Source organism: Streptomyces sp. NPDC050610, assembly GCF_040654875.1.
In the GTDB taxonomy this organism is placed as follows: domain Bacteria; phylum Actinomycetota; class Actinomycetes; order Streptomycetales; family Streptomycetaceae; genus Streptomyces.
Genome location: NZ_JBFAIV010000025.1, coordinates 57,242 through 76,944, shown reverse-complemented (window position 1 = coordinate 76,944; position 19,703 = coordinate 57,242). Strand labels below are relative to the sequence as shown.

General features: G+C 72.0%; 19 protein-coding genes and 1 pseudogene. 6 read left to right on the top strand and 14 right to left on the bottom strand.

From position 1 onward, the window contains the following. Positions 1-28: 28 nt before the first annotated feature. A complete protein-coding gene (locus AB0I22_RS27485) occupies positions 29-1,057 on the bottom strand; it encodes a Ku protein (protein WP_363133597.1) in 1,029 nt (342 codons plus the stop codon). Between the two features lie 41 nt (positions 1,058-1,098). On the opposite strand from AB0I22_RS27485, the gene ligD reads away from it, so the two are divergent. Beyond that, entirely contained in the window at positions 1,099-2,001 is a 903-nt protein-coding gene (gene ligD / locus AB0I22_RS27480; protein WP_363133596.1) for a non-homologous end-joining DNA ligase, read from the top strand. Between the two features lie 118 nt (positions 2,002-2,119). Beyond that, positions 2,120-3,094 carry an ATP-dependent DNA ligase gene (locus AB0I22_RS27475; protein ID WP_363133650.1) on the top strand — a complete coding sequence of 325 codons (975 nt, stop codon included), beginning with the start codon at positions 2,120-2,122 and terminating at the stop codon, positions 3,092-3,094. Positions 3,095-3,196: 102 nt separating this feature from the next. On the opposite strand, the gene AB0I22_RS27470 is transcribed toward AB0I22_RS27475, so the two are convergent. From AB0I22_RS27470 to AB0I22_RS27455, 4 genes are all read right to left on the bottom strand, one after another. Next, positions 3,197-3,964, bottom strand: a complete 768-nt coding sequence (locus tag AB0I22_RS27470) for a nucleotidyltransferase domain-containing protein (protein ID WP_363133595.1) — start codon at positions 3,962-3,964, stop codon at positions 3,197-3,199. A gap of 97 nt (positions 3,965-4,061) precedes the next feature. Further along, positions 4,062-4,916, bottom strand: a complete 855-nt coding sequence (locus tag AB0I22_RS27465; RefSeq protein WP_363133594.1) for a maleylpyruvate isomerase family mycothiol-dependent enzyme — start codon at positions 4,914-4,916, stop codon at positions 4,062-4,064. A gap of 119 nt (positions 4,917-5,035) precedes the next feature. Beyond that, positions 5,036-6,058, bottom strand: coding sequence for a PHP domain-containing protein (locus AB0I22_RS27460; protein ID WP_363133593.1), 1,023 nt, complete (start codon positions 6,056-6,058; stop codon positions 5,036-5,038). A gap of 140 nt (positions 6,059-6,198) precedes the next feature. Then, complete coding sequence (locus AB0I22_RS27455; protein WP_363133592.1) at positions 6,199-6,453, bottom strand: DUF2277 domain-containing protein; 255 nt, start codon at positions 6,451-6,453, stop codon at positions 6,199-6,201. A 204-nt stretch (positions 6,454-6,657) separates the two neighbouring features. Here AB0I22_RS27455 and AB0I22_RS27450 point away from each other — a divergent pair, with 204 nt between their 5' ends. After that, positions 6,658-7,221, top strand: coding sequence for a hypothetical protein (locus AB0I22_RS27450; protein ID WP_363133591.1), 564 nt, complete (start codon positions 6,658-6,660; stop codon positions 7,219-7,221). 50 nt (positions 7,222-7,271) lie between these two features. Here the strand turns inward: AB0I22_RS27450 and AB0I22_RS27445 are convergent, their stop codons facing one another. Continuing rightward, on the bottom strand, positions 7,272-7,601 hold the full coding sequence (locus AB0I22_RS27445; protein ID WP_363133590.1) for a hypothetical protein: 330 nt from the start codon (positions 7,599-7,601) through the stop codon (positions 7,272-7,274). Between the two features lie 612 nt (positions 7,602-8,213). Between AB0I22_RS27445 and AB0I22_RS27440 the strand changes: the two genes are divergently transcribed. After that, complete coding sequence (locus AB0I22_RS27440) at positions 8,214-8,798, top strand: RNA polymerase sigma factor (RefSeq protein ID WP_363133589.1); 585 nt, start codon at positions 8,214-8,216, stop codon at positions 8,796-8,798. A 36-nt stretch (positions 8,799-8,834) separates the two neighbouring features. Here AB0I22_RS27440 and AB0I22_RS27435 read toward each other — a convergent pair whose 3' ends face one another. Together AB0I22_RS27435 and AB0I22_RS27430 are read right to left on the bottom strand one after the other, a co-directional pair. Beyond that, positions 8,835-10,670 carry an ABC transporter ATP-binding protein gene (locus AB0I22_RS27435; protein WP_363133588.1) on the bottom strand — a complete coding sequence of 612 codons (1,836 nt, stop codon included), beginning with the start codon at positions 10,668-10,670 and terminating at the stop codon, positions 8,835-8,837. Further along, complete coding sequence (locus AB0I22_RS27430; protein WP_363133587.1) at positions 10,667-12,538, bottom strand: ABC transporter ATP-binding protein; 1,872 nt, start codon at positions 12,536-12,538, stop codon at positions 10,667-10,669. The genes AB0I22_RS27435 and AB0I22_RS27430 overlap by 4 nt, the downstream gene beginning before the upstream one ends. Before the next feature lie 291 nt (positions 12,539-12,829). On the opposite strand from AB0I22_RS27430, the gene AB0I22_RS27425 reads away from it, so the two are divergent. Continuing rightward, positions 12,830-13,435: a GH25 family lysozyme gene (locus tag AB0I22_RS27425; protein WP_363133586.1), complete on the top strand. Its 606-nt coding sequence runs from the start codon at positions 12,830-12,832 to the stop codon at positions 13,433-13,435. 206 nt (positions 13,436-13,641) lie between these two features. Here the strand turns inward: AB0I22_RS27425 and AB0I22_RS27420 are convergent, their stop codons facing one another. The 6 genes and pseudogenes from AB0I22_RS27420 to AB0I22_RS27395 all read right to left on the bottom strand — a co-directional run. Further along, the gene (locus tag AB0I22_RS27420) at positions 13,642-14,514 is read right to left on the bottom strand and encodes an undecaprenyl-diphosphate phosphatase (RefSeq protein WP_363133648.1); all 873 of its coding nucleotides are present in this window, start codon (positions 14,512-14,514) and stop codon (positions 13,642-13,644) included. A 404-nt stretch (positions 14,515-14,918) separates the two neighbouring features. Continuing rightward, a complete protein-coding gene (locus AB0I22_RS27415; RefSeq protein ID WP_363133585.1) occupies positions 14,919-15,563 on the bottom strand; it encodes a TetR/AcrR family transcriptional regulator C-terminal ligand-binding domain-containing protein in 645 nt (214 codons plus the stop codon). Positions 15,564-15,776: 213 nt separating this feature from the next. Next, complete coding sequence (locus tag AB0I22_RS27410; protein WP_363133584.1) at positions 15,777-16,739, bottom strand: GNAT family N-acetyltransferase; 963 nt, start codon at positions 16,737-16,739, stop codon at positions 15,777-15,779. Positions 16,740-16,965: 226 nt separating this feature from the next. Beyond that, complete coding sequence (locus AB0I22_RS27405; protein ID WP_363133583.1) at positions 16,966-17,418, bottom strand: MarR family winged helix-turn-helix transcriptional regulator; 453 nt, start codon at positions 17,416-17,418, stop codon at positions 16,966-16,968. A gap of 269 nt (positions 17,419-17,687) precedes the next feature. Then, the gene (locus AB0I22_RS27400) at positions 17,688-18,416 is read right to left on the bottom strand and encodes a TVP38/TMEM64 family protein (RefSeq protein ID WP_363133582.1); all 729 of its coding nucleotides are present in this window, start codon (positions 18,414-18,416) and stop codon (positions 17,688-17,690) included. A gap of 112 nt (positions 18,417-18,528) precedes the next feature. Further along, positions 18,529-18,672 (bottom strand): annotated as a pseudogene (locus tag AB0I22_RS27395) (IMP dehydrogenase); the annotation flags it as partial. Between the two features lie 362 nt (positions 18,673-19,034). Here AB0I22_RS27395 and AB0I22_RS27390 point away from each other — a divergent pair. Further along, positions 19,035-19,553 carry a DUF3515 domain-containing protein gene (locus AB0I22_RS27390; protein WP_363133581.1) on the top strand — a complete coding sequence of 173 codons (519 nt, stop codon included), beginning with the start codon at positions 19,035-19,037 and terminating at the stop codon, positions 19,551-19,553. Positions 19,554-19,703 lie beyond the last annotated feature (150 nt).

Here is a 19,703-nt window from a genome sequence, read left to right as displayed (position 1 = left end):
GCGGCCGGGCGGAGCGGTCGGCCACGCTTCAGGACGCGCGCCGGGACGACTTCTTGGCGGCGGTCTTCTTCGTGGCCTTGGCGGCGCCCTTCTTCGCCGTGCTCTTCTTGGCCTCGGTGGTTTTCGCTGTGCGCTTCGTCGTGCTCTTCGCCGTGCCGGTGCTCTTCGCGCTGTCCTTCGTGCCGCTGTCCTTCGCGGCGGGCTTCTTGGCGGACTTCCCGGCGGCTGCGGCGGACTTGGCGGTTTTACGGGCCGTCCGGCCGCCGGTCCCGCTCTTGCCGTCCCTATCTTCCCTGTCCGCCCGGTCGATCGACGCCTGGAGGGCGGACATGAGGTCGATGACATTGTCCGGCGCGGGGGTGGTGTCCGACGCGGCGGTGGGCGTCTTCTTGTCCAGCCGGGCGGTGACCAGCTCGTCCAGGGCGCGCTGGTATTCGTCCTCCAGATCGTCGAGGTCGAAGTCCTCCGAGAGGGTGTCCATGAGGCTCGTCGCCATCTTCAGCTCCTGTGGCCGCACGGTCACGGAGTCGGGCGGGGCGAGGCCGGCGCCGTCGCGGATCTCGTCGGGCCAGTACATGGTGTGCACCATCATGAGGTCGTCCTGGACGCGCAGCAGGGCCAGCGACTCCCTGGTCCGGATCGTGATCTTGCTGACGGCGACCCGGTCCGTCTTCTTCAGCGTCTCGCGCAGCAGCACGTACGGCTTGTTGGCGGCGCCGTTCTCGGGGGCCAGGTAGTAGGAGCGTGCCAGTTGCAGCGGCGTGATCCGGTCGGCGTCGACGAAGGCGAGCACGTCGATGAGGTTCTTGCTGGGCAGGGGGAGGTCGGCCAGGTCGTCCTTGGTCAGGATCGCGGTACGGCCCTCGTCGTCCTCGTAGCCCTTGGCGATGTGCTCGTAGCCGACCTCTTCGCCGCACACGGAGCACACGCTCCTGCGGCGGACGCGCCCGCCGTCCTTGTCGTGGACCTCGTGGAGCCTGACGCCGTGGTCCTCGGTGGCCGCATACAGCTTGACCGGCACGGATACCAGCCCGAAACCAATCGCCCCTTTCCACATGGTTCGCATAATTTTGTACCTCCATGGGGAATTTCCACACTATGCCCACATCGCCGGACCGGCAGGCCGTGGAGTTCGACGGCCACCGCCTCTCCCTGACCCACCTGGACCGCGTGGTGTTTCCCGCATCGGGACACACCAAGGCCCAGCTGCTGCACTACTACGCGACCATCGCCGACGCGATGGTGCCGCACACCGCCGACCGCCCCGCCTCCTTCATCCGCGCCCCGGAAGGCCCCGCGGGGCAGTCCTGGTACGCCAAGAACCCGCCCGGCGGCACCCCCGACTGGGTGCGCCTGGTGCCCGTACCCGGCAAGGACGGGCCCGTCGACCACATCACCGTCGACTCCACCGCCACGCTGGTGGCGATGGCGAACCTCGGCGCGTACGAATTCCACGTGCCGCAGTGGACCGGCGCGGCCGGACCGGACGGCCACGACCGCCTCGTACTCGACCTCGACCCCGGCCCCGGCACGGACCTGGTGGTGTGCTGCCGGGTCGCACTGCGGCTGCGGCAGCTCCTGGAAGACGACGGACTGACGGCCTGCCCCGTCGTCTCCGGCTCGAAGGGGATGCACCTGTACGCGCCCCTGCACCCGGCGGCGGGCCGGGCCGTGAGCGCGTACGCCAAGGAGCTGGCCACCCGAATGGAGGACGAGCACCCCCAGTTGGTCGTCGTGACGATGGCGCGCGAGGCGCGCGCCGGAAAGGTGCTCATCGACTGGTCGCAGAACACGACCGCCAAGACGACGGCCGCGCCGTACACGCTGCGGCTGCGCGAACGTCCGCACATCGCGACGCCGGTCGACTGGGACGAGGTCGAGAGCTGCCGGACCCCGCAGGACCTCGCCTTCACGCCGGAACAGGTCCTGGACCGGGTGGCCGACCGCGGCGACCTGCTGGCGCCGCTGACGGGGGAGGAGGCGCGGGGGCGGCTGCCGTGAGCTGTCCCCGAGACGCTGCGACGCCGTCGCGGACCCGCGCTGACCAGGACATACGCCGTCCGGGGGACAAGGCGGCCGGCCGCGTGTGAACCGCACCGGGCCGGGCGAGACCTCGGCCATGGCCAGCCTGCCCCCGCCCCTGCCCCGCATCGCCCCCATGCTCGCGACCGCGGGGCGCCTGCCGGTCCCGGGCCCGGCGGAGCGGTGGGCGGCGGAGACCAAGTACGACGGCCAGCGCGGCGTCGTGTATCTGCCGGGGGACGGTTCGGCGGAGCTGCGGGCCCGCTCCGGCGCCGACATCACCCGCGCGTACCCGGAGCTGAGCGCTCTGGGCGGCGCTCTCGGAGACATCCCCGCCGTACTGGACGGGGAGATCGTCGCGCTCGACGGCCGGGGCCGCCCGGACTTCGAGCGGCTGCAGCCCCGGATGGCGCTGTCCGGATCGCCCGCCAAGGCCGCCCGGCCGGCCCGGGACGTCCCGGTTCAGCTGATCCTCTTCGATGTCATGTTCCTCGACGGCCGCGACCTGACCAGGCTCCCGTACGCCGAGCGCCGCCGTCTGCTGGAGGGGCTGGACCTGCGGGGCCCGCACTGGTCGACGCCGGCCGCGGTCGTCGGCCACGCCGAACGGGCGCTGGACGCCACCCGCGAACAGGGGCTGGAGGGAGTAGTGCTCAAACGGACCGACTCCACGTACGAACCAGGGACCCGTTCGCGCGCGTGGATCAAGATCCGGCACGTCCGCACGGTCGACGCGATCGTCGGCGGGTGGGTGCCGGGCAAGGGCCGGCTGACCGGACTCCCGGGGGCGCTGCTCGTAGGGCAGCGCCAGGACGGCGGCGCGCTGCGCTACGTGGGCAGCGTGGGAACCGGGTGGAGCGAGCGCGAGCGCGCCGCCATCGCGGACCTGCTGGGGATCTCCGCGATCGGCTACTGCCCCTTCGACACCGTGCCGCCGGTGGCCGGCGCCCGATGGGTGCTGCCGCGCCTGGTCGGCGAGATCGGATACACGACCCGCACGCGCGCCGGCCTCCTGCGACACCCGTCATGGCACCGGCTCCGGCCCGATCTGGCGCCCGAGGACATCGGCTGACCGGCCGAAATCGTCAGTCCCGGCGTGGGATGTGACCTGTCGCGTACGGGCCGGGGGCGCGCGCGGTTTAACGGGCTGGGGCCGGAGCGTACGCGCGTACCGTCACGGCGACTCGACCGCGCTCCGCAGCAGTTCCCCTGTCTCGTCGATGGCGGCGGTGAGCGCCTTCGGCTCGGGGACCAGAGCGGCCAGGACCTGGTCGACGCCGCGCAGCCCCGCCCGGTCGAGCAGCGTCTTCTCGTTGGTGACCCACTCGCCCCGCGCCGCCAGCACCGCGTGCGCCGCCTGGCAGGCGGCGGTGGCGATGGCGCCCGCGCAGTCGGCGAGGCGGCCGTGCTCGGCGTGGGCGGAACGGGCGTAGGCGAGGGTGAGCCGGGCCGTGCCCCACCACTGCTCGAACGCCTGCTGCCGCAGCGGTGCGGGGTATTCGGGCCGGGGCAGCTCTCCGTGGAGCACCTTGTTGACGGCCAGTTCGGCGACGACCAAGTACGTCGGGATTCCGGCGAGATGGAACATGAGCCGCTCGATGCCGAACCGCCCTTCGCGGGCCTCGGCGAGCTGATGCTCGACATCGTCGAGGTCGCGGTAGTGCACGTCCACATGGCGTTCGCCGACCTTGAGCCAGGCGCCGCCGTTGAACACCCCGCCGCCCCACGCGCCGATCTCGGAGACCTCGCCGGGCCAGCCGAGCGCGCGCAGGCTCTCGGGGGAGAACTCTCCCCGGTAGTAGACGGCGAAGTCCCAGTCGCTGTCGGGCCGGTGGGTTCCGGTGGCCCGCGACCCTCCCAAGGCGACGGCCCGCACGGCGGGCAGGCCCGCGAGCTGTTCGGTGAGGCGGGCAGCGAAGGCTTCGTCGTCGTCCGGGTGCATGGGGGAGAGGATAGTCAGGGGCCGGACGGGGCCGGCGACCGGATTCGTCGTGCGGTCACATCGGTGCTGTCACGCAGGTGCTGTCACGTAGGCGTCGTCATATGGGCGGGACGAGGGTGAAGTAGTGGTCGAGGAGGCTCCGGTCGCCGGTCACATCGAGCGGGTCGGCGGGGATCCGCTGCCAGAGGAACAGCAGCAGGTCCGACGCCGTACCGGTCAACTCGAGGCTGCGGGAACCGACTTCCTTGCCTTCGGAGGTACGCACGTCCTGGGAGGTGCGCACGCCCTGGGAGGTACGTACGTCGTGGGAGAGCCGCACGTCCTCGCCCTCGAACCGCACGTTCCACAGGCCCGAACCGTCGGTCTGCCGCAGCAGGTACCGCTCGCCCGATCCGGCCGGGGCCTGCTTCCAGGCCCGCCGGGCCGGTGCCATGACGGTGAAGTTCTGGCCGATGGCGTCGGCGGCGAGCCCGGCGTCGACCGGCTGGGCCGTCCCGGACGCGCTCTCCGCGTCCCAGCGGTGGACGGCGGCCTCGATGGTCTGCATGCGCAGCCAGAACCCGGTGGTCTGCTCCGGGGCCCAGGTCCACACCTCCTCGCCCGGGTCGCGGCTGCTGAACAGGGACTCCAGCGTGGCCGCCCCTTCCGCGAACCAGTCGAGCAGACTCGTCGGCGGCGCGGCGCGGTTCGGCGCGTTCTCCGGCATCGGCCAGTCCTCGGCGCCGACGGGCACCTCGAACACGGCGAGGTCCGAGGTGTCCGGCAACTGCTTCAGCCGCTCGTCGATGACACAGATGATCAGCCGGTGCACCTGCCCCAGATGCAGGACGAGATCCGCCACCGACCAGCCAGGGCAGGCCCGGACCAGGGGCGAGGCGCCCGTACCGGCCGCCTTGCGGGCGGCGGCCTCGAACGCCAGGGTCTCGCGGTGGAAGAGGGCGACGCGGTCCATGTCCTCACTGTCCCACCCGCTCGCGGAAGCCGATACGGGCAGTGGCGCTGCGCGGAGGCCGGCGACCGAAGGCGGTCGAGAGGCGGTCGAGAGGCGGACGAGGGGCGGTCCGGCGGGGGTCATGGCGTCCGCCGGGTTCGGGTCCAGTCCAGGAGCTGACGGGCGGTCCACGTATTGATGACGCGCTCGGCGGGGATGCCGCACTCCTCGGCCCGGGCGCAGCCGAGGATCTGCCAGTCCAGCTGGCCCGGCGCGTGGGCGTCGGTGTCGATCGCGAACAGGACCCCGGCGTCCAGGGCCTGGCGGATCAGGCGCAGCGGCGGATCGAGGCGGTCCGGCCGGCTGTTGATCTCGACCACGGTGCCGAACCTCGCGCAGGCCGCGAACACCATCGCCGCGTCGAACCGCGACTCGGGTCGCCCCTTGCCGGTCACGAGCCGCCCGGTGCAGTGCCCCAGCACGTCCACCAGCGGGCTGGCGGCGGCTGCCACCAGCCGCCGCGTCATCGCCTCCTCCTCCATCCGGAGCTTGGAGTGCGCCGAGGCCACGACCAGGTCCAAGCGGTCCAGAAGATCCGATTCCTGGTCCAGGGAGCCGTCGGCGAGGATGTCGCACTCGATGCCCGTCAGCAGCCGAAAGCCTTTGCCGAGCCGCCGGTCGACCGCGTGCACGGTCTTGATCTGCTCGCGCAGCCGCTCGGCCGTCAGCCCGTTCGCGATCCGCAGCCTGGGGGAGTGATCGGTCAGCACGGCCCACTGGTGGCCCACCGATCTCGCCCCACGGGCCATCGCCTCGATGGGGCTGCCGCCGTCCGACCAGTCCGAGTGCAGATGGCAGTCGCCGCGCAGCGCCTTCCGGAGAGCGCCGCCGCCCTCCGCGAGCGGGGCCCCGGCCTCTTCCTCCAGCCGGGCCAGATACTCGGGCACGCCACCCGCGAGCGCCTCGGACACCACTCCCGCGGTCTTGGGGCCGATGCCCGTCAGTTCGGTCAGCGTCTTGGACGCGGCGCGCGCCGCCGGTTCCCCTGCCGGGAGTGCGGCGATGACGTCCGAAGCGGTGCGGAACGCCTGCACCCGGTAGGTGGGGGCCTGCCCGCGCTCCAGCAGGAAGGCGATCCGGTCCAGCGCCTTCACCGGTTCCATGGTTCGTTCACCCGCCTGCCGTCCCATCGGTGTGCCGGCCGCACGGCGCCGCGCCCCGGCGGCCCTGGTTCCCCGAAGTCATGACCATGATCCGACCGGGCGGCCCGCTCGGCAACAGATGTCCTGGCGGCGAAGGCGGGTCAGGCGGCCTTGCCGCCGCCACTCGTACTGCCGCCGCCCCGGCCCCCGCTCTGCCGGACCTCCAGCCCGTCCATCAGCTTCCGGGTCGCGTCGGCCACCGCGTCGACGGCCTCGTCGAAGACGGCCCGGTTGTGGGCGGCGGGCGCGCGGAACCCGGACACCTTGCGTACGTACTGCAACGCCGCCGCCCGGATGTCCTCGTCGCTGGCATCCGGGGTGACGGGCGGGCGGAGGGTCTTGATACTGCGGCACATACGTTCAGCGTAGGGGTAGGGCGCCGACCGGGCGCGCGGTGGCGGAGATGGCATGTCCGCGCCCCTATCCGTGTTACCGACGGGGTCGCGGAGGGCATCACCTGAGTGACGAGGCGTCAACACCGCGCACGGCCGGTCACCCGCGCGGTATGCCCGTCCCAATCCCCCCACGATCAGGAGCGGTACGTGATCCACGCTACGCCTGTGCCCGGAGACATCGGGCTCACCCAGATATCCGGCACCACCGGGAAGCTGATCCGCTTCGGCCAGTGGCTGAACGGCAATGGATTCGCCGACTACGAACACGCCTTCCTCGTCCTGCCCGACGAGCGGCTGCTGGAGGCCGAGCCCGGCGGCGCCAACGTCAAGCCCCTCTCCGCGTACGACGATTCGAACGTCGTGTACACCTGCCCCGACGGCATGACCGACGAACAGCGCGGAGCCGTGTGCGAGGCGAGCGGACGGTACATCGGGGTGGAGTACAGCTTCCTCGACTTCCTCGCCATCGCCACGCACCGCGTCCACCTGCCGGTGCCCGGACTGCGCCGCTACGTGGCCAGCACGAAACACATGATCTGCTCCCAGCTCGTCGACCAGTGTTACCAGGACGCCGGAGTGCACCTGTTCGCCGACCGGCGCTGGTCCGGCTATGTCACGCCGGGAGCGCTGCACACCCTCCTGGCCGGGTCCGGTGAGGGAGCGGCCGACGCCGCCCACGACGAGGCCGCCCGCGACGACAAGCGCCGCGGGGCCCGCCGGGCCGCGTAGGCCGGCGCCGGGCAGCGCAGGACGGAGCCGCGCAGCCGGGCGGCGGCTCGTCAGGCGGGGACGATGCTGATGCCGTCGTCCTCGATCTCGCCGTTGGTGTCGCACCACGCGGTGGAGACGCCGGACTTGTTGGCCTTGATGACGTTGCCCAGGTGCGTGTAGTACACCCCATTGCCGTGGCACTTGATGGAGATCCGCCACTTCGTGCCCATCGCGTCGCAGCTCGCGTAGGCGCCCTTGTGCCCGGCGCTCCCCGTGATCCGGGAGACCCCGCAGCTCAGCGCGCCGGCGGAAGAGGCGGGTGCGCTGAGGACGACGAGTCCGCCGGCTGCGACGACGAGGGCGGCGGCGGTGGCGGCGAGACGGCGACGGGTCTGCATGGAGCTCTCCCTGCGGTCGGGTGGCGCGCTCAAGTCGACGAGATCTTGGCATGGGCCCGCTCCGATCGCCTCGCGCCAACGCGCCAACTTTCACGGTGAGTAATCGGCCATCGCGTATCTCTCGCGTGTGTCCCGGTCGGCCCGTGACCGTCGCACACCGAAGCCGGCGTCACCGGCGGACCCGTCGCGACGGAGCGGCCCCCGGTCCAGGGGACTTCCGGCCAGAGCGGCACGCGCCCCTTCGAACGGATTGGCCAATCCCCCGCCACCTGCCATTCCGTGGTCATATGCCGAGGGGGGACGGGGGAATTCTCGCGTTCCGGCCCCAACGATCCCTGAAATCAGGTTCATTGGGGACGGGAGTCCCGCGCTCTCCCGCTGACGTCAACGTCTGTTCAAGGGCGCAGAGCGGCGGTGACATGGAACGAGGTGCCTCGTGACCGCGGACCGGGTCCGTTCCCTCTCGCTCTGTACGGTGGCGCGGTCGGCCGGCGACGGCATACGGAGGCCCGCGCTCCGGCGGTCGGCCGCCGGAGCGCCGCTGGTCGGGGGCCGTACGCCCGTAAGCCGCGCGGTCCATGAGGACGGTCCGCACGGCGCCGAGGGGCGGCCGTGACCGGTGGCGTCCAGCTGCCCGCGGGCGGCGGCGTGCCGTCGCGGCGACCGGGCCGCCGACTGGAGATCTCCTTCGAAGCGTTCCACGAGTTCCACGCCCGCAAGTGGCTGGAATACGCCCGCCTGCACACCGGTGACGTGCTCGTCGCGGAGAAACTCACCCAGGCCGTCTACCAGCAACTCGCCGACCACTGGGCGCACGTCCTCCTCCAGCCCTCCGTGGACGCCTACGCCTGGACGGTGTTCAAGGAGCACATCGCCGAGTGGTCCCTCAACAACGACCGGAGCACGGCCGCCGGGCAGGCCGCCGCTCTCGCCGCCGTCACCCGCGCGCTGCTGCGGAAGTACGGGCAGCAACTCGCCCTGCTGGAGGACCGGGTGAACGCGCACGGCGCGGTCTCCCGGATTCCCGAGCGGCAGTGCGACGTGGTGGTGCTGCGCTTCGTGATCGGCTATTCGGACGACCGGATCGGCGCGCTGCTGAACGTGGACGAGACTGTGGTCCGCGCTCATGTGCGGCACGCGAAACGCCGGCTCGTCGCGGAATTCGGCGTGGCGCAAGGGCCGTATGAGGAGGGCTGACCGTACCGGGGGAGGGGCGGCCGGGCCCTCGGCGGCTCACGCCGGAGGCCCGGAGCGCGACCCGTCCGTCGGCTCGCCGCGCCACGAGTGCCACAGAGCGGCGTACGCGCCGCCGTCCGCCACCAGTTCGTCATGCGTTCCCAGCTCGGTCAGCCGCCCTTCGTCCAGCACGGCCACGCGGTCCGCGTCATGGGCCGTGTGCAGCCGGTGCGCGATGCTGATCACGGTCCGGCCGTCGAGCACGGCCGCCAGCGCCCGTTCCGTATGGCGGGCCGCCGTCGGATCGAGCAGGGCGGTGGCCTCGTCGAGTACGAGCGTGTGCGGGTCGGCCAGGACGACGCGGGCCAGGGCCAGTTGCTGGGACCGCGCGCCGTCCGGCCGGTTCCCGTCGGCGCCCAAGTCCGTGTCCAGACCGTCCGGCAGCTCGGCCGCCCACTCCGCGCCGACGGCCGCGAGCGCCGCGTGCAGCTCCGCGTCGTCGGCGTGCGGCGCGGCGATCAGCAGATTGTCCCGTACCGAGCCGAGGAAGACGTGATGCTCCTGCGTGACGAGTACGACGTGCTCGCGCAGCAGGTCCGGGGCGAGCCCGGCGATCGGCACACCGCCGACCGTCACCGTCCCGGCGCCCGGCGCCTCTACGCCCGCCAGCAGCTTGCCCAGCGTCGACTTGCCCGCGCCGGACGGGCCGACCAGCGCCAGCCGCTCGCCGGGCCGCACGGTCAGGTCGACTCCGCGCAGGACGTCGGCGCCGCCGTCGTACGCGTAGCGCGCGCCGGTCACCTCGATCCGGTCGCCGGCGGGGGCGGGGGAGGCGTCCTGCGGCGGTCGCGGGGACCCGGCCAGGCCCTCGACCCTGGCGAAGGAGGCGCCGCTGCTCTGCAACTGCTCCACCCACAGCAGGACGGTGTCCAGCGGCGTGGACAACTGCCGCAAGTACAGCGCCGAGGCGACGACCGTGCCCAGATTCATCGCGCCGTGAGCGTGCAGCGCGCCGCCGAGCAACAGGACGGCGACGGGGGGAAGCGCGTACGAGACGTCCACGGAGGGGAGCAGCACCGTGCGCAGGGCCAGCGTCCGGGTCCGGGTGCGGCGGCACCGCTCGATGGCCTCCTGGCACGCGACCAGTCGGCGCTGCCGCAAGCCGAGGGCCTCGACCGTACGGGCGCCCGTGGCGGAGGCCGCGAGAACCTCCGCCAGCGCGGAGTTGGCCGCACCCTCGTCGAGATAGGCGGTGCGCGCCCGGCGCAGATACCAGCGGGTGGCGAACCGGATGCCGATCAGCGCGAGCACCCCGCACACGCCGAGGAGTGGTTCGAGGAAGAAGACCGCGCCGAGGATGAACAGCGCCTCGACCGCGGCGACGAACACCTCGGGCGCGGCATCGCGCAAGGCGGTGCCGACGCTCGTGACATCCGCCGTGCCGCGCGCCGCCAGGTCGCCCGTACCGGCGCGCTCCACGACGGAGGCGGGCAGCGCGAGGGCCCTGTCGACGAACTGCTCGCGTACGCGCGCCGAGGTCCGCTCGCCGAAGCGGTGCCCGATGCGGCGGGCGTACCGGGCCAGGACGAGCTGGACCAGGGCGAAGACCAGGATGACGAGCGCGTACCGGTCCACGGCCCCCACGCCCTCGCCCGCGCCGACCGCGTTGATGACGCGGCCGAGCAGCCACGGGCCGACGAGCCCGGCGGCCGCGGCCAGCGCGTTGAGGGCGAGCATGGCGGCGAAGGCCCGCCGGTCCAGGCCGATCAGCCGGAGCGCGGCGCGGCGCACCTGGGACGGCTCGGCGATGGGCAGGCGGCCGTCGGTTCCGTCCGCCGTGTCCGGCCCGGTCGCCGTCCCGGAGCCGGTCTTCGGGGCGGGGGCGGTCGTCATCGGGCGGCCTCCTGCGACCGGACGTCGGATGGTCCGTCGTCCGTGTCCGTGCGGCTGCCGCCGCCCGGAGCGGAACTCGCGTCCGTGCTGTCTATGCCGTCCGCGGACTCCGGGGAGCCTCCGCCTCGCGCCACCAGCGAGCGGTAGCCGGGGTTCCCGCGCAGCAGCTCCCCATGGCCGCCGACCGCGGCGACCCGGCCGTCCTCCAGGTAGTACACGGTGTCCGCCCGGTTCAGCAGGAGCGGGGACGTGCCGGTGACGACCGTGGTGCGGCCCGCGCGGAACGCGCGCAGCCCGTCGGCGACGGCCGCCTCGGTGTGCGCGTCGACCGCCGAGGTCGGCTCCACGGCCAGCAGTACCTCGGGATCGGCCAGCAGCACCCGGGCCAGCCGGACGCGCTGCCGCTGGCCGCCGGAGAGGTTGCGGCCCTGCGCGTCGATACGCGAGTCGAGGCCCTTCGGCAGGCCGAGGACGATGTCCTGCGCGGCGGCGGCGCGCAGGGCCCGGCCGACGGCCGTCCCGTCGAGCGCGTGGGGCCCGGCGCCCTCGGCGCGTACGCCGGGTTCGTCGAGGGGCGCGGGGTCCGCGCGGCCCGCGACGACCTCGCGCAGCGTTCCCGAGAACAGATAGGCCTCGTTGTCCGCCACCATGATCCGTTCGCGGACCTGCGCCAGGTCGACGTCCCCGAGGCGTACACCGCCCCAGGTCGCCGCCGACTCGGCGAACCGGCCGAGGCGGTCGACGACGGCCGCGGTCTCCGACGGCCGGGCGCTGACCAGCGCGGTCAGCTCGCCGGGCGCCACCTCGACGCCGGAGTCCGCGTCGCGCAGTACGGACGGCGAACCGGGGCCGTCCAACGCGGCGCCGCTGCCCGCGGGGTCGGGCTCCAGGTCCAGGAGGCGGATGACGCGCCGGGCGGCGACCAGTCCGCGGCTGAGGTCGTAGCCGCCCTCGATGAAGAACAGCACCGGCACCACCAGGACCGCGACATAGCCGTAGACCGCCACGAGCTCGCCCACACTGATCGTCCCCTGCGCGGCCATCCGGGCGGCGAGCCAGGTCACCGCGGCCAGGAACAGCGTCGGCAGCCCGAGGCCGAGGGCCTGGATCCAGCTCGTCACCGACCCGACCCGGTACCCCTCCGCCTGGAGCGCCCGTGAGCCCTGCCGGTAGCGCTCGGCGAAGACCTCCTTGCCGCCGAGGCCGTTGAGGACCCGCAGGCCCCCGGCGAGGTCCACGAAGCGGGCGGCGAGCGCGCCCTGGTGCTCCCGGTACGCGGTCTCCCTGTCCCGCAGCCGTTCCAGCAGCGGCCCGAGCACCACAGCGAGGAGCGGCACGCCGAGCAGCACCACGAGGGCGAGCAGCCAGGAGACGGACAGCAGCAACGCGGCGACGACGATGTACGCGAGGACCGCGCCGACGCCGGGGCCGGTGATGGTCAGGGTCTGGCTGATGGTCTGGACGTCGCCCATCCCGATGGTGACGATCTCGCCGGCGGTCACCCGGCGGGGCAGGGCCGCGCCCAGCCGCGTCGTCTGGTCCGCCACGACCCGCACGGTACGGAACGCGGCGTCCATCCGGATCCTGGTCATGGTGCGGTGCCGCATGATGGCCAGCCAGGCGTTCAGGACCCCCACGCCGAGCAGGGCCCCGGCCCAGCCGGCCAGCGCGGCGGTGCGGCCCGGCCGCAGCCCGTCGTCGATGGCGCGGGAGAGGACGTACGGCGGCAGCGTCAGGCAGACCATCCAGAGGCTGCCCAACAGCGCACCGGCGGCGACTCGGTGACGCTGACTGGCGACCAGCCACCAGAGATACCGGCCGGCGCTCCGGCGGTCAGGTGTACCCGGATTCATCACCGAATCTGTCATCTGCCGAACTTTAGTAAGCGCCGAACGCAAATGGCCACAAGAGATTGACGAAGGAGCTGTCAGGGAACAACAAGAAGAGCACGCGAGGGGCGCGCGGGCGCTTCGAGAGCGCCCACAAGAAGAGGAGCACGGCCGGGCCTTCGGGGCGCATCCGCCTTTATCCCGAGTACGTCTCGCGAAACCTTTGATGCTGTCCCTCGTACGAGGGACAGTGCTCTCGCTCCGGCACGGGGCCAACACCGATACTGCTATAGCGAGTTGTCGCTGTCCGCAACCCTGGAGGAGACCGGCATGCTTCACGGCATTGACGTCAGCAGTTACCAGAGCGAGAAATACCCGGTGGACGACATCGACTTCGCGTTCGTCAAGGTGACCGAGGGCACCTCGTACACGAACCCGAAGTGGGTGGCCCAGCGCGACCGGGCCCGCAAGGCGGGGCTCGTCGTCGGCTATTACCACTTCGGCAGCGCGGGCTCGATGACCGCGCAGGGAGATTATTTCCTCGGGAAAATCAAGCTGAGGGCCGGGGACATCCTGGCTTTCGACTGGGAGAGCACCAGTGTCACGTGCAAGGAAAAGGACGCCTGGCTCGCCCATGTAAAGCGCAAGGCCCCCGGGCACAAGGTCATTCTCTACTGCAACCGCGATTACTGGCTGCACCGGGACACCACCAGCCAGGCCGGCGACGGGCTGTGGATCGCGGACCCGGAACACGCCGCCGGACATCCCGCGGTCAAACACCCGTGGACCTTCCACCAGTACAGCTCCGCGGGAAACCTGGACCGGGACGTAGCGAATTTCGCCGACATGGACGCGCTGCGGTCCTGGGCCGGCGCGCCGAGCGCGGCGGCCGACGCCGACGAGGCGCCGCCTGAGGGCGAGCCGGTGTCCAGCTGACCCAGGAGGGCCCCGCCCGTTCGCCGCCCGCTGTCGGCAGGGCCCTCCTTCCGCGCCACTGAACGTGCCGTGGGATGCGGCATTGGGCGCGCCGTCGGGCTCTTGGGCGCGTTGTCGGGCGTGCCGTCGGCTGTACCTGGTCGTGCCGCGGAAGAGTCGCTGGACGCTCCGCTGAACGCTTCGCCGGACTTGCTGTCGAGCGCCGTTCAGCCCGCGTTCTCGCCCGCGTGCGGGCTCAGCGCGTCAAATCCGACCAGCGCGAACAGGAGCAGGCCGAGCAGAATCCGGTAGATCACGAAGGGCATGAAGCTCTTGGACGAGATGAACTTCATGAACCACGCGATCACCGCGTAGCCGACCGCGAAGGCGATGACCGTGGCGAAGGCCGTCGGCCCCCACGCCGTGTGACCGTCGCCCGCGTCCTTGAGTTCGAAGAGGCCGGAGGCCAGCACCGCGGGCACCGCCAGCAGAAAGGAGTACCGGGCGGCGGATTCGCGGGTGTAGCCCAGCAGCAGCCCGCCGCTGATCGTCGCGCCCGACCGGGACACCCCCGGAATCAGCGCCAGCGCCTGGCACGCCCCGTAGATCAGGCCGTCCTTGACGTCGAGGTCCGTCAGTTCCTTGCGCTGCGTCGCGGCCCGGTGCCGCCCGCCGCCCTCGTCCCGCGCGGCCCGCCGGTCGGCGAAGCCGAGCACGACGCCCATCACCACGAGCGTGGTGGCGATCAGCCGCAGATCGCGGAACGGGCCCTCGATGGCGTCCTTGAGCAGCAGGCCGAGCACGCCGATGGGGACCGAGCCGATGATGACGAGCCAGCCGATCCGCGCGTCGCTGTCGTCCCGCGCGCCCTTTCCGATGACCGACCGGAACCAGGCCGAGACGATCCGCGCGATGTCCTTGCGGAAATAGATCAGTACAGCGGCCTCGGTACCGAGCTGCGTGACGGCGGTAAAGGCCGCCCCCGGGTCATTCCAGTCCGCGAATGCGGCGGTGAGCCGCAGATGGGCGCTGGAGGAGATCGGCAGGAACTCGGTCAGCCCTTGGACGAGCCCGAGGACGAAGGATTCGAACCACGACATGAGGCTTGTGCCATCCAAATGATGATCATGGCCGGACCGGCCACGGCGCGATCGGGCGGACTTTCCGGTTACTGACCGGCGCGGTACGGCGGCCGCAGGCGATGATCCACCGGGCGGAAGTCAGCCTAGCGTCGTGAAGTGAACGTTTCGGTGAATTGCCGAAGTTCGCGTCGGAGGGCGGAGTCCGTGCCGAGGACGGGCCGCGGGGACAATGGGAAAACCATCGCGATTCGCAAGCGCAACCACCGCAGCGGCCCGTCGGCGGGTGCGCGGCCGACGGGACCTCATCCGCCGGGTACGGAAGTGGGCCTGGGCATGTGGGAGAGGTGCGCTTCCGCTCGTACCCGAGGAGGCAATATGCCGCCGACTCCGCCGACCACGCCGATGATGATGCTGCCGCGGCGTCAGTCCGACCCCTGCTCGCCCGTATCCGCGCCGGGGATCGAGAACGCCCCGGCGAGGGCCGCGTGGTACACGGCGTCGGCGGAGATCAGGGGCAGCCGCTGATCGAGCGGGCGGCGGGAGACGAGCAGCCGGTAGTAGAACGGCGCCGACATCGCCGCGATGGCCTCCTCCGCGTCGGTGTCCGGGGGGAGTTCGCCGCGTTCGACCGCGCGGTGGATGATCGCGGAAGCGACCCGCAGACGCTCGGAGATGGTGTCGCGCAGGGTGTCCCCGGCGGACGGGTCGCGGGACGCGGCGGAGACGATCCCTTGGAGGAACGCCTGATGGCGCGGGGCCGTGTAGAAGCCGCCGATGGCCTGGGCGAAAAGGCGCAGGTCCTGCTGGAGGCCGCCCGTATCGGGGATCGCGAGCTCGGTCGCCCCCGTCCGGATCAGCGCGTCGCACATGACGCCCTCGACAGTGCGCCAGCGCCGCCGGATCGTCGCCGGATGGACGCCGGAGCGCTGGGCGACGCCCTCCACGGAGAGCGCGGCGTAGCCGTTGTCCGCGAGCTCGTCCAAGGCGGCGCTCAGCACGGCCTCGCGGGTACGGGCCGTGCGCCCGCCGGGGCGGACCGAACCTGGGGAGTGTGATCTGTCGTTCATCGCCCTGCATTGCGTGACGCGGTCAGTCCGGATAGTCTCCCACGGAGCTTAATGCGCACTATCGCGCATTAATAGGGCGGCCCTTCCTTCGGGTTCCGTACCCGTTCCGCGCGCTCTCCTCATACGGGGGTTGAGGGGAGGCGCGGGGAACAGGTACGGGAGCCGTGGCCCGCCCGCCGCCCGAGGCCGGCTCAGAGGTCGAGCCGGACCGGCTCAGAGGTCGAGCCGGAAGGCGACCCGGTCCAGCGAAGGCCCGTCGTAGTCCGCGATCGGGGCGGAGGGGACGAAGCCGAGGGCGCTGTGGAAGGCGATGGAGCGGTCGTTCTGCGGCGAGGTGATCGCCTTGACGACCGTACGGCCGTCCGCCCTCGCCCTGTCGAAGAACCGCTCGTACAGGAAGCGGCCCAGACCGCTGCGGCGCCAGGCCGGGGCGACCCCGCTGAAGTGGATGTACGCCTCCCGCGGGTCGGACGGGGAGAGGAAGCCGACGACGAAGCCCGCCAGTTCGCCGTCGCGCTCGGCGATCAGGCTGGTGTCGTAGAAGTGGTTCACGAACACCCGGGTCAGATCGCGCGAGGCGGGGCGGCCCCACCACGCGTCGACCACCGAGACGACGGTGTCGAAGTCCCGCGGCACCGCGGCGCGCGTCGTGAAGGGCTCCAGCGTGCGGACCTCCGGAGCGCCGAGCTTCCTGCGGAACGCGACCCGGTCCTGGCCCGGCCCGTCGTAGTCGCTGTGCACCGGCAGGCCGTCCGCCTCGCGGTCCCCCGTCTCCAGCACGAACCCCATGGCCCGGTGGAAGGCGATGGATCCGGCGTTCCCCGGCGAGGTGACGGCGCGCACCTCGGTACGGCCGGCCGCCGCCGCGCGCTCGAAGAAGGCGGTGTAGAGCCGCCGGGCCACGCCCTGCTTGCGCAGCCGCGGGTCCACGCCGACGAAGTGGATGTACGCCTCGTGCGCGCGGTCGGTGGAGTGGAAGCCCACCAGGAACGCGCGGACCCCCGTCTCGTCCTCCAGCACCAGACTGGTGTCCGCGAAGTGCTGGAGGAACAGCCGGGGCAGCAGCAGCGAGAGCTCCCGCGCCTGTTCAGGCGTGCGGGAGTCGCCCCACCACCGCTGTACGCACCTCACGAGCGCGGGGTAGTCGGCTGTACGGGCCGGGCGTACGTCGTGCATGTCCTGCCTCCCAGTCGGTGTCGACGACATCGAAGCCGAACCTTAGTCCGAACCCGCGGCCGGGCTGCGGGAGCCTCCGGCACGCGCGGGCCGAGGCGCCGGCGGGGTGCCGGACGCACAGCGGCGGCTACGGCATTCCGGCCCGTACGGACACGGACCCGCGCTCATACGGGCGTGGCTCCCGTGCTTGTACGGACGCGGCTCCCGTGCTCCTACGGGCGCGGGGTCAGCCGGGTGCCGTGCTCGCGCGCGACGAGCCGTCGATCTTCGAGAGTATGCGGTGGAACTCCCTGCGCTCGGCCTCGTCGAGGACTTCGAAGATCGCGTGGAGCGCCTGGTCCTTGGAGTGGGAACCGCCGGTGATGAGCGCGCTGCCGCGGGGCGTCAGGTCCACGAGCACCGCCCGGCCGTCCGTGCGGTCCGTCACGCGGCTGATCAGACCGTCCAGTTCCAGGGTGTCGAGCGATTCCGTCACGCTGCGGGCGGTGATCCCGAGCGTCTGGGCGAGCGCCGTCACGCGGGTGGGGCCGCTGTCGGCCAAGATCGTCAGGATCCTGCCGCGCGCGGGCGTCAGACCGTGCCGGGCGAGGCGTGCGTGGGCTTGGCTCTTGGCCCAATCCGCCACGGACAGGAGCAGTTCGGCGAGTTGAGCCGGAGCTGGGGTGTGGGAGGGCTGCATCAAATGGCAGTCAGTGTAGGGGAGGTACCCGAGGGGTCAGCCGACCGAATTCCCGAGGGACGGGCCGGCTTCACCCTCCGCACCGGGCGCGCAGGCCGCCGCCAGGCTTCTCACGTGCCCAATCGCGGTGCCGAGCGGGATTCCTCGCGCACCGGGCGCACGAGCCAGGGTCGCACTTTCGGGTGTTCGGCGGGCTGGGGTCGAGCCTTTGACGTTCGGAGGGCCAGGGGCGTTCCTTCAGGCGTTCCGGCGTGCGGGCGTTCGCCGGGCTAAGGGCGCTCCTTCGGATGTTCGCCGGCCGATGCCCGTAGCCGGGCCCGCTTCCGCCAGGCGACGACCAGCGCGCCGAGTGCGCTGAGCGCGATGAAGCCCATCGAGGCGAGGAAGACGGGCGAGCCCGGATCCGCCGCGGTGCTGCCCGCGATCACGTACGCGGTCGTGTTCGGGATGCTGCCCAGCGCCGTCGCCAGCAGGAAGGGGAACCAGCCCATCCGGGAGACGGCCGCGCAGTAGTTCGCGGCGGCGAAAGGAACGCCGGGGAACAGTCGAAGCGCCAGCATCGACCGGAACCCGTGCCGGCTCAGCAGTCGGTCCGCCCCGGTTAGCCACCGCCCGCGCACCAGCGGCCGCAGCGCGCTCTGCCCCAGCACCCGGCCGAGGCCGAAGGCGATGCCCGAGCCCAGGACCGTGCCCGCCAGCGCCGATACGGTCCCGGCCTGCGCGCCGAACAGCGCGCCTGCCGCCAGATTGAGGAACGGGCGCGGTACGAACGCCGCGGTGCACAGCCCGTACGCCACACCGAACAGCACCACGGCCGCGCCGCCCGACAGCTGCGGCGGCCAGCCCTCGGCGAGCAGCCGCTGCGGCTGGGCGACCAGTACGGCCGTGGCGGCGCCGCCGAGCAGTACGAGGAGCAGGCCCAGCCGGGACCACGGGGAGAGGAGGACGCGAGCGCAGCGCGCGGCGAGGCCGGGGGAGTGCGCGGCGAGTTCGAGCATCGCTGGAGCCTAACCGACGGGGTGGCGGGGCGCCTGTCCTGTGCGCGGGGAGCGAGCGGCACACCGGGCGGCACACCGAGATGTCGCCGGGGCGCCGCCTCGCGCTCACCACGATCCCGTGGTAGGGCCAGAGGCCGGATCCGCAGACACAGGCCGCCGACACCCGGATGACCGCGTCGGTCGGGTGAACGATCTTCGGGTCTTCCCGCTGCTCCACCCGGACGTCGCCGGGCGCGTGCATCACGACACCGCGCACAGGGCTTGCTCCATTGCGTGCTGTGCCGGCCGCTACCACGGCCGGGGCCTCGGGCACCGCCCCGGCGACGCCGTCGCGTCCCGGACAGGGGAAGTGCCACGCCATCCAGGTAACCCGCTCCTCGGCCGGACAGCGAGTCGCGGTGCGGGGTGTAGCGGCGGTACGCCCCGCATGGGGCGGGGGACGTACGGCCGAAGGGCGGACAGCCGGCTGACGGCCGCGGTTCTGCTGCCCGGAACTACTATTCGGCAGGCCCTGCGCGTCGAGGGGCGAATCCCCGGCGCCCTGCCGCGCTGTGCTGACATGCGGATGGGGATGGGGACACGGGGGCGGGTACGGATGCAGCTACGGATACGGGTGCGGTGGAAATTCTCAACTGGGCGAATATGTCGGCCCGCCGGTTGCCGGCGCTTCTCGCCGCCGTGGTGCTGACCGCCGCACTCAGCGGCTGCTCAGCGGCCGATGGCAGCGCCGTCCCGGCTCCTACGCCCTCGGGGGAGCAGGCCGGTCCTTGCCGCGCGCTGCACAAGAAATTGCCCGCTACGGTGAACGGAATGAAGAGGCGGACCACGGCTCCGGTTTCGGATTTCACCGCCGCCTGGGGCGATCCCCCGATAGTGCTGCGCTGCGGAGTGAATCGGCCGCTGGTCGTCACGCCCGGCTACAAGCGCTACAACCCGAATGCGGACACGGTGGAAATCGGCGGTGTCGAATGGCTGCCCGAGCGGCAGCCGGACGGAAGTATTCGCTGTACGACTTCCAAGCGGCAGGCGTGGGTGGAAGTGACGTTGCCCAAGAAAACCGTCCTTGACGGAGATTTCGGCCTGTTCGCCGATCTGTCCGACGCGGTAAAGGAAACAGTCCCCTTTGGGATCATCTGACAGTCGCCGCCCTGTCGGTTCGGCCGGTCCTGTCGGCTCAGTCGGTCCACCCGGTCCTCGGTCCAGCCGGTGCCGGGCGCGGTGCGATCGGGGTGGTGCTGAGTCACGCCTGAGGCGTGTGGATCGCTGCTAATCTCCGACTGCACCTAC

What these genes read in the sequence shown, in the direction of transcription:
- AB0I22_RS27430 (WP_363133587.1), bottom strand. Translation starts at nt 12,538, where the DNA reads ATGACAGATTCGGTGATGAATCCGGGTACACCTGACCGCCGGAGCGCC.
- AB0I22_RS27435 (WP_363133588.1), bottom strand. Translation starts at nt 10,670, where the DNA reads ATGACGACCGCCCCCGCCCCGAAGACCGGCTCCGGGACGGCGACCGGG.
- AB0I22_RS27410 (WP_363133584.1), bottom strand. Translation starts at nt 16,739, where the DNA reads ATGCACGACGTACGCCCGGCCCGTACAGCCGACTACCCCGCGCTCGTG.
- AB0I22_RS27405 (WP_363133583.1), bottom strand. Translation starts at nt 17,418, where the DNA reads ATGCAGCCCTCCCACACCCCAGCTCCGGCTCAACTCGCCGAACTGCTC.
- AB0I22_RS27465 (WP_363133594.1), bottom strand. Translation starts at nt 4,916, where the DNA reads ATGGACCGCGTCGCCCTCTTCCACCGCGAGACCCTGGCGTTCGAGGCC.
- AB0I22_RS27470 (WP_363133595.1), bottom strand. Translation starts at nt 3,964, where the DNA reads ATGCACCCGGACGACGACGAAGCCTTCGCTGCCCGCCTCACCGAACAG.
- AB0I22_RS27425 (WP_363133586.1), top strand. Translation starts at nt 12,830, where the DNA reads ATGCTTCACGGCATTGACGTCAGCAGTTACCAGAGCGAGAAATACCCG.
- AB0I22_RS27400 (WP_363133582.1), bottom strand. Translation starts at nt 18,416, where the DNA reads ATGCTCGAACTCGCCGCGCACTCCCCCGGCCTCGCCGCGCGCTGCGCT.
- AB0I22_RS27455 (WP_363133592.1), bottom strand. Translation starts at nt 6,453, where the DNA reads ATGTGCCGCAGTATCAAGACCCTCCGCCCGCCCGTCACCCCGGATGCC.
- AB0I22_RS27415 (WP_363133585.1), bottom strand. Translation starts at nt 15,563, where the DNA reads ATGAACGACAGATCACACTCCCCAGGTTCGGTCCGCCCCGGCGGGCGC.
- AB0I22_RS27485 (WP_363133597.1), bottom strand. Translation starts at nt 1,057, where the DNA reads ATGTGGAAAGGGGCGATTGGTTTCGGGCTGGTATCCGTGCCGGTCAAG.
- AB0I22_RS27475 (WP_363133650.1), top strand. Translation starts at nt 2,120, where the DNA reads ATGGCCAGCCTGCCCCCGCCCCTGCCCCGCATCGCCCCCATGCTCGCG.
- AB0I22_RS27445 (WP_363133590.1), bottom strand. Translation starts at nt 7,601, where the DNA reads ATGCAGACCCGTCGCCGTCTCGCCGCCACCGCCGCCGCCCTCGTCGTC.
- ligD (WP_363133596.1), top strand. Translation starts at nt 1,099, where the DNA reads ATGCCCACATCGCCGGACCGGCAGGCCGTGGAGTTCGACGGCCACCGC.
- AB0I22_RS27420 (WP_363133648.1), bottom strand. Translation starts at nt 14,514, where the DNA reads ATGTCGTGGTTCGAATCCTTCGTCCTCGGGCTCGTCCAAGGGCTGACC.
- AB0I22_RS27460 (WP_363133593.1), bottom strand. Translation starts at nt 6,058, where the DNA reads ATGGAACCGGTGAAGGCGCTGGACCGGATCGCCTTCCTGCTGGAGCGC.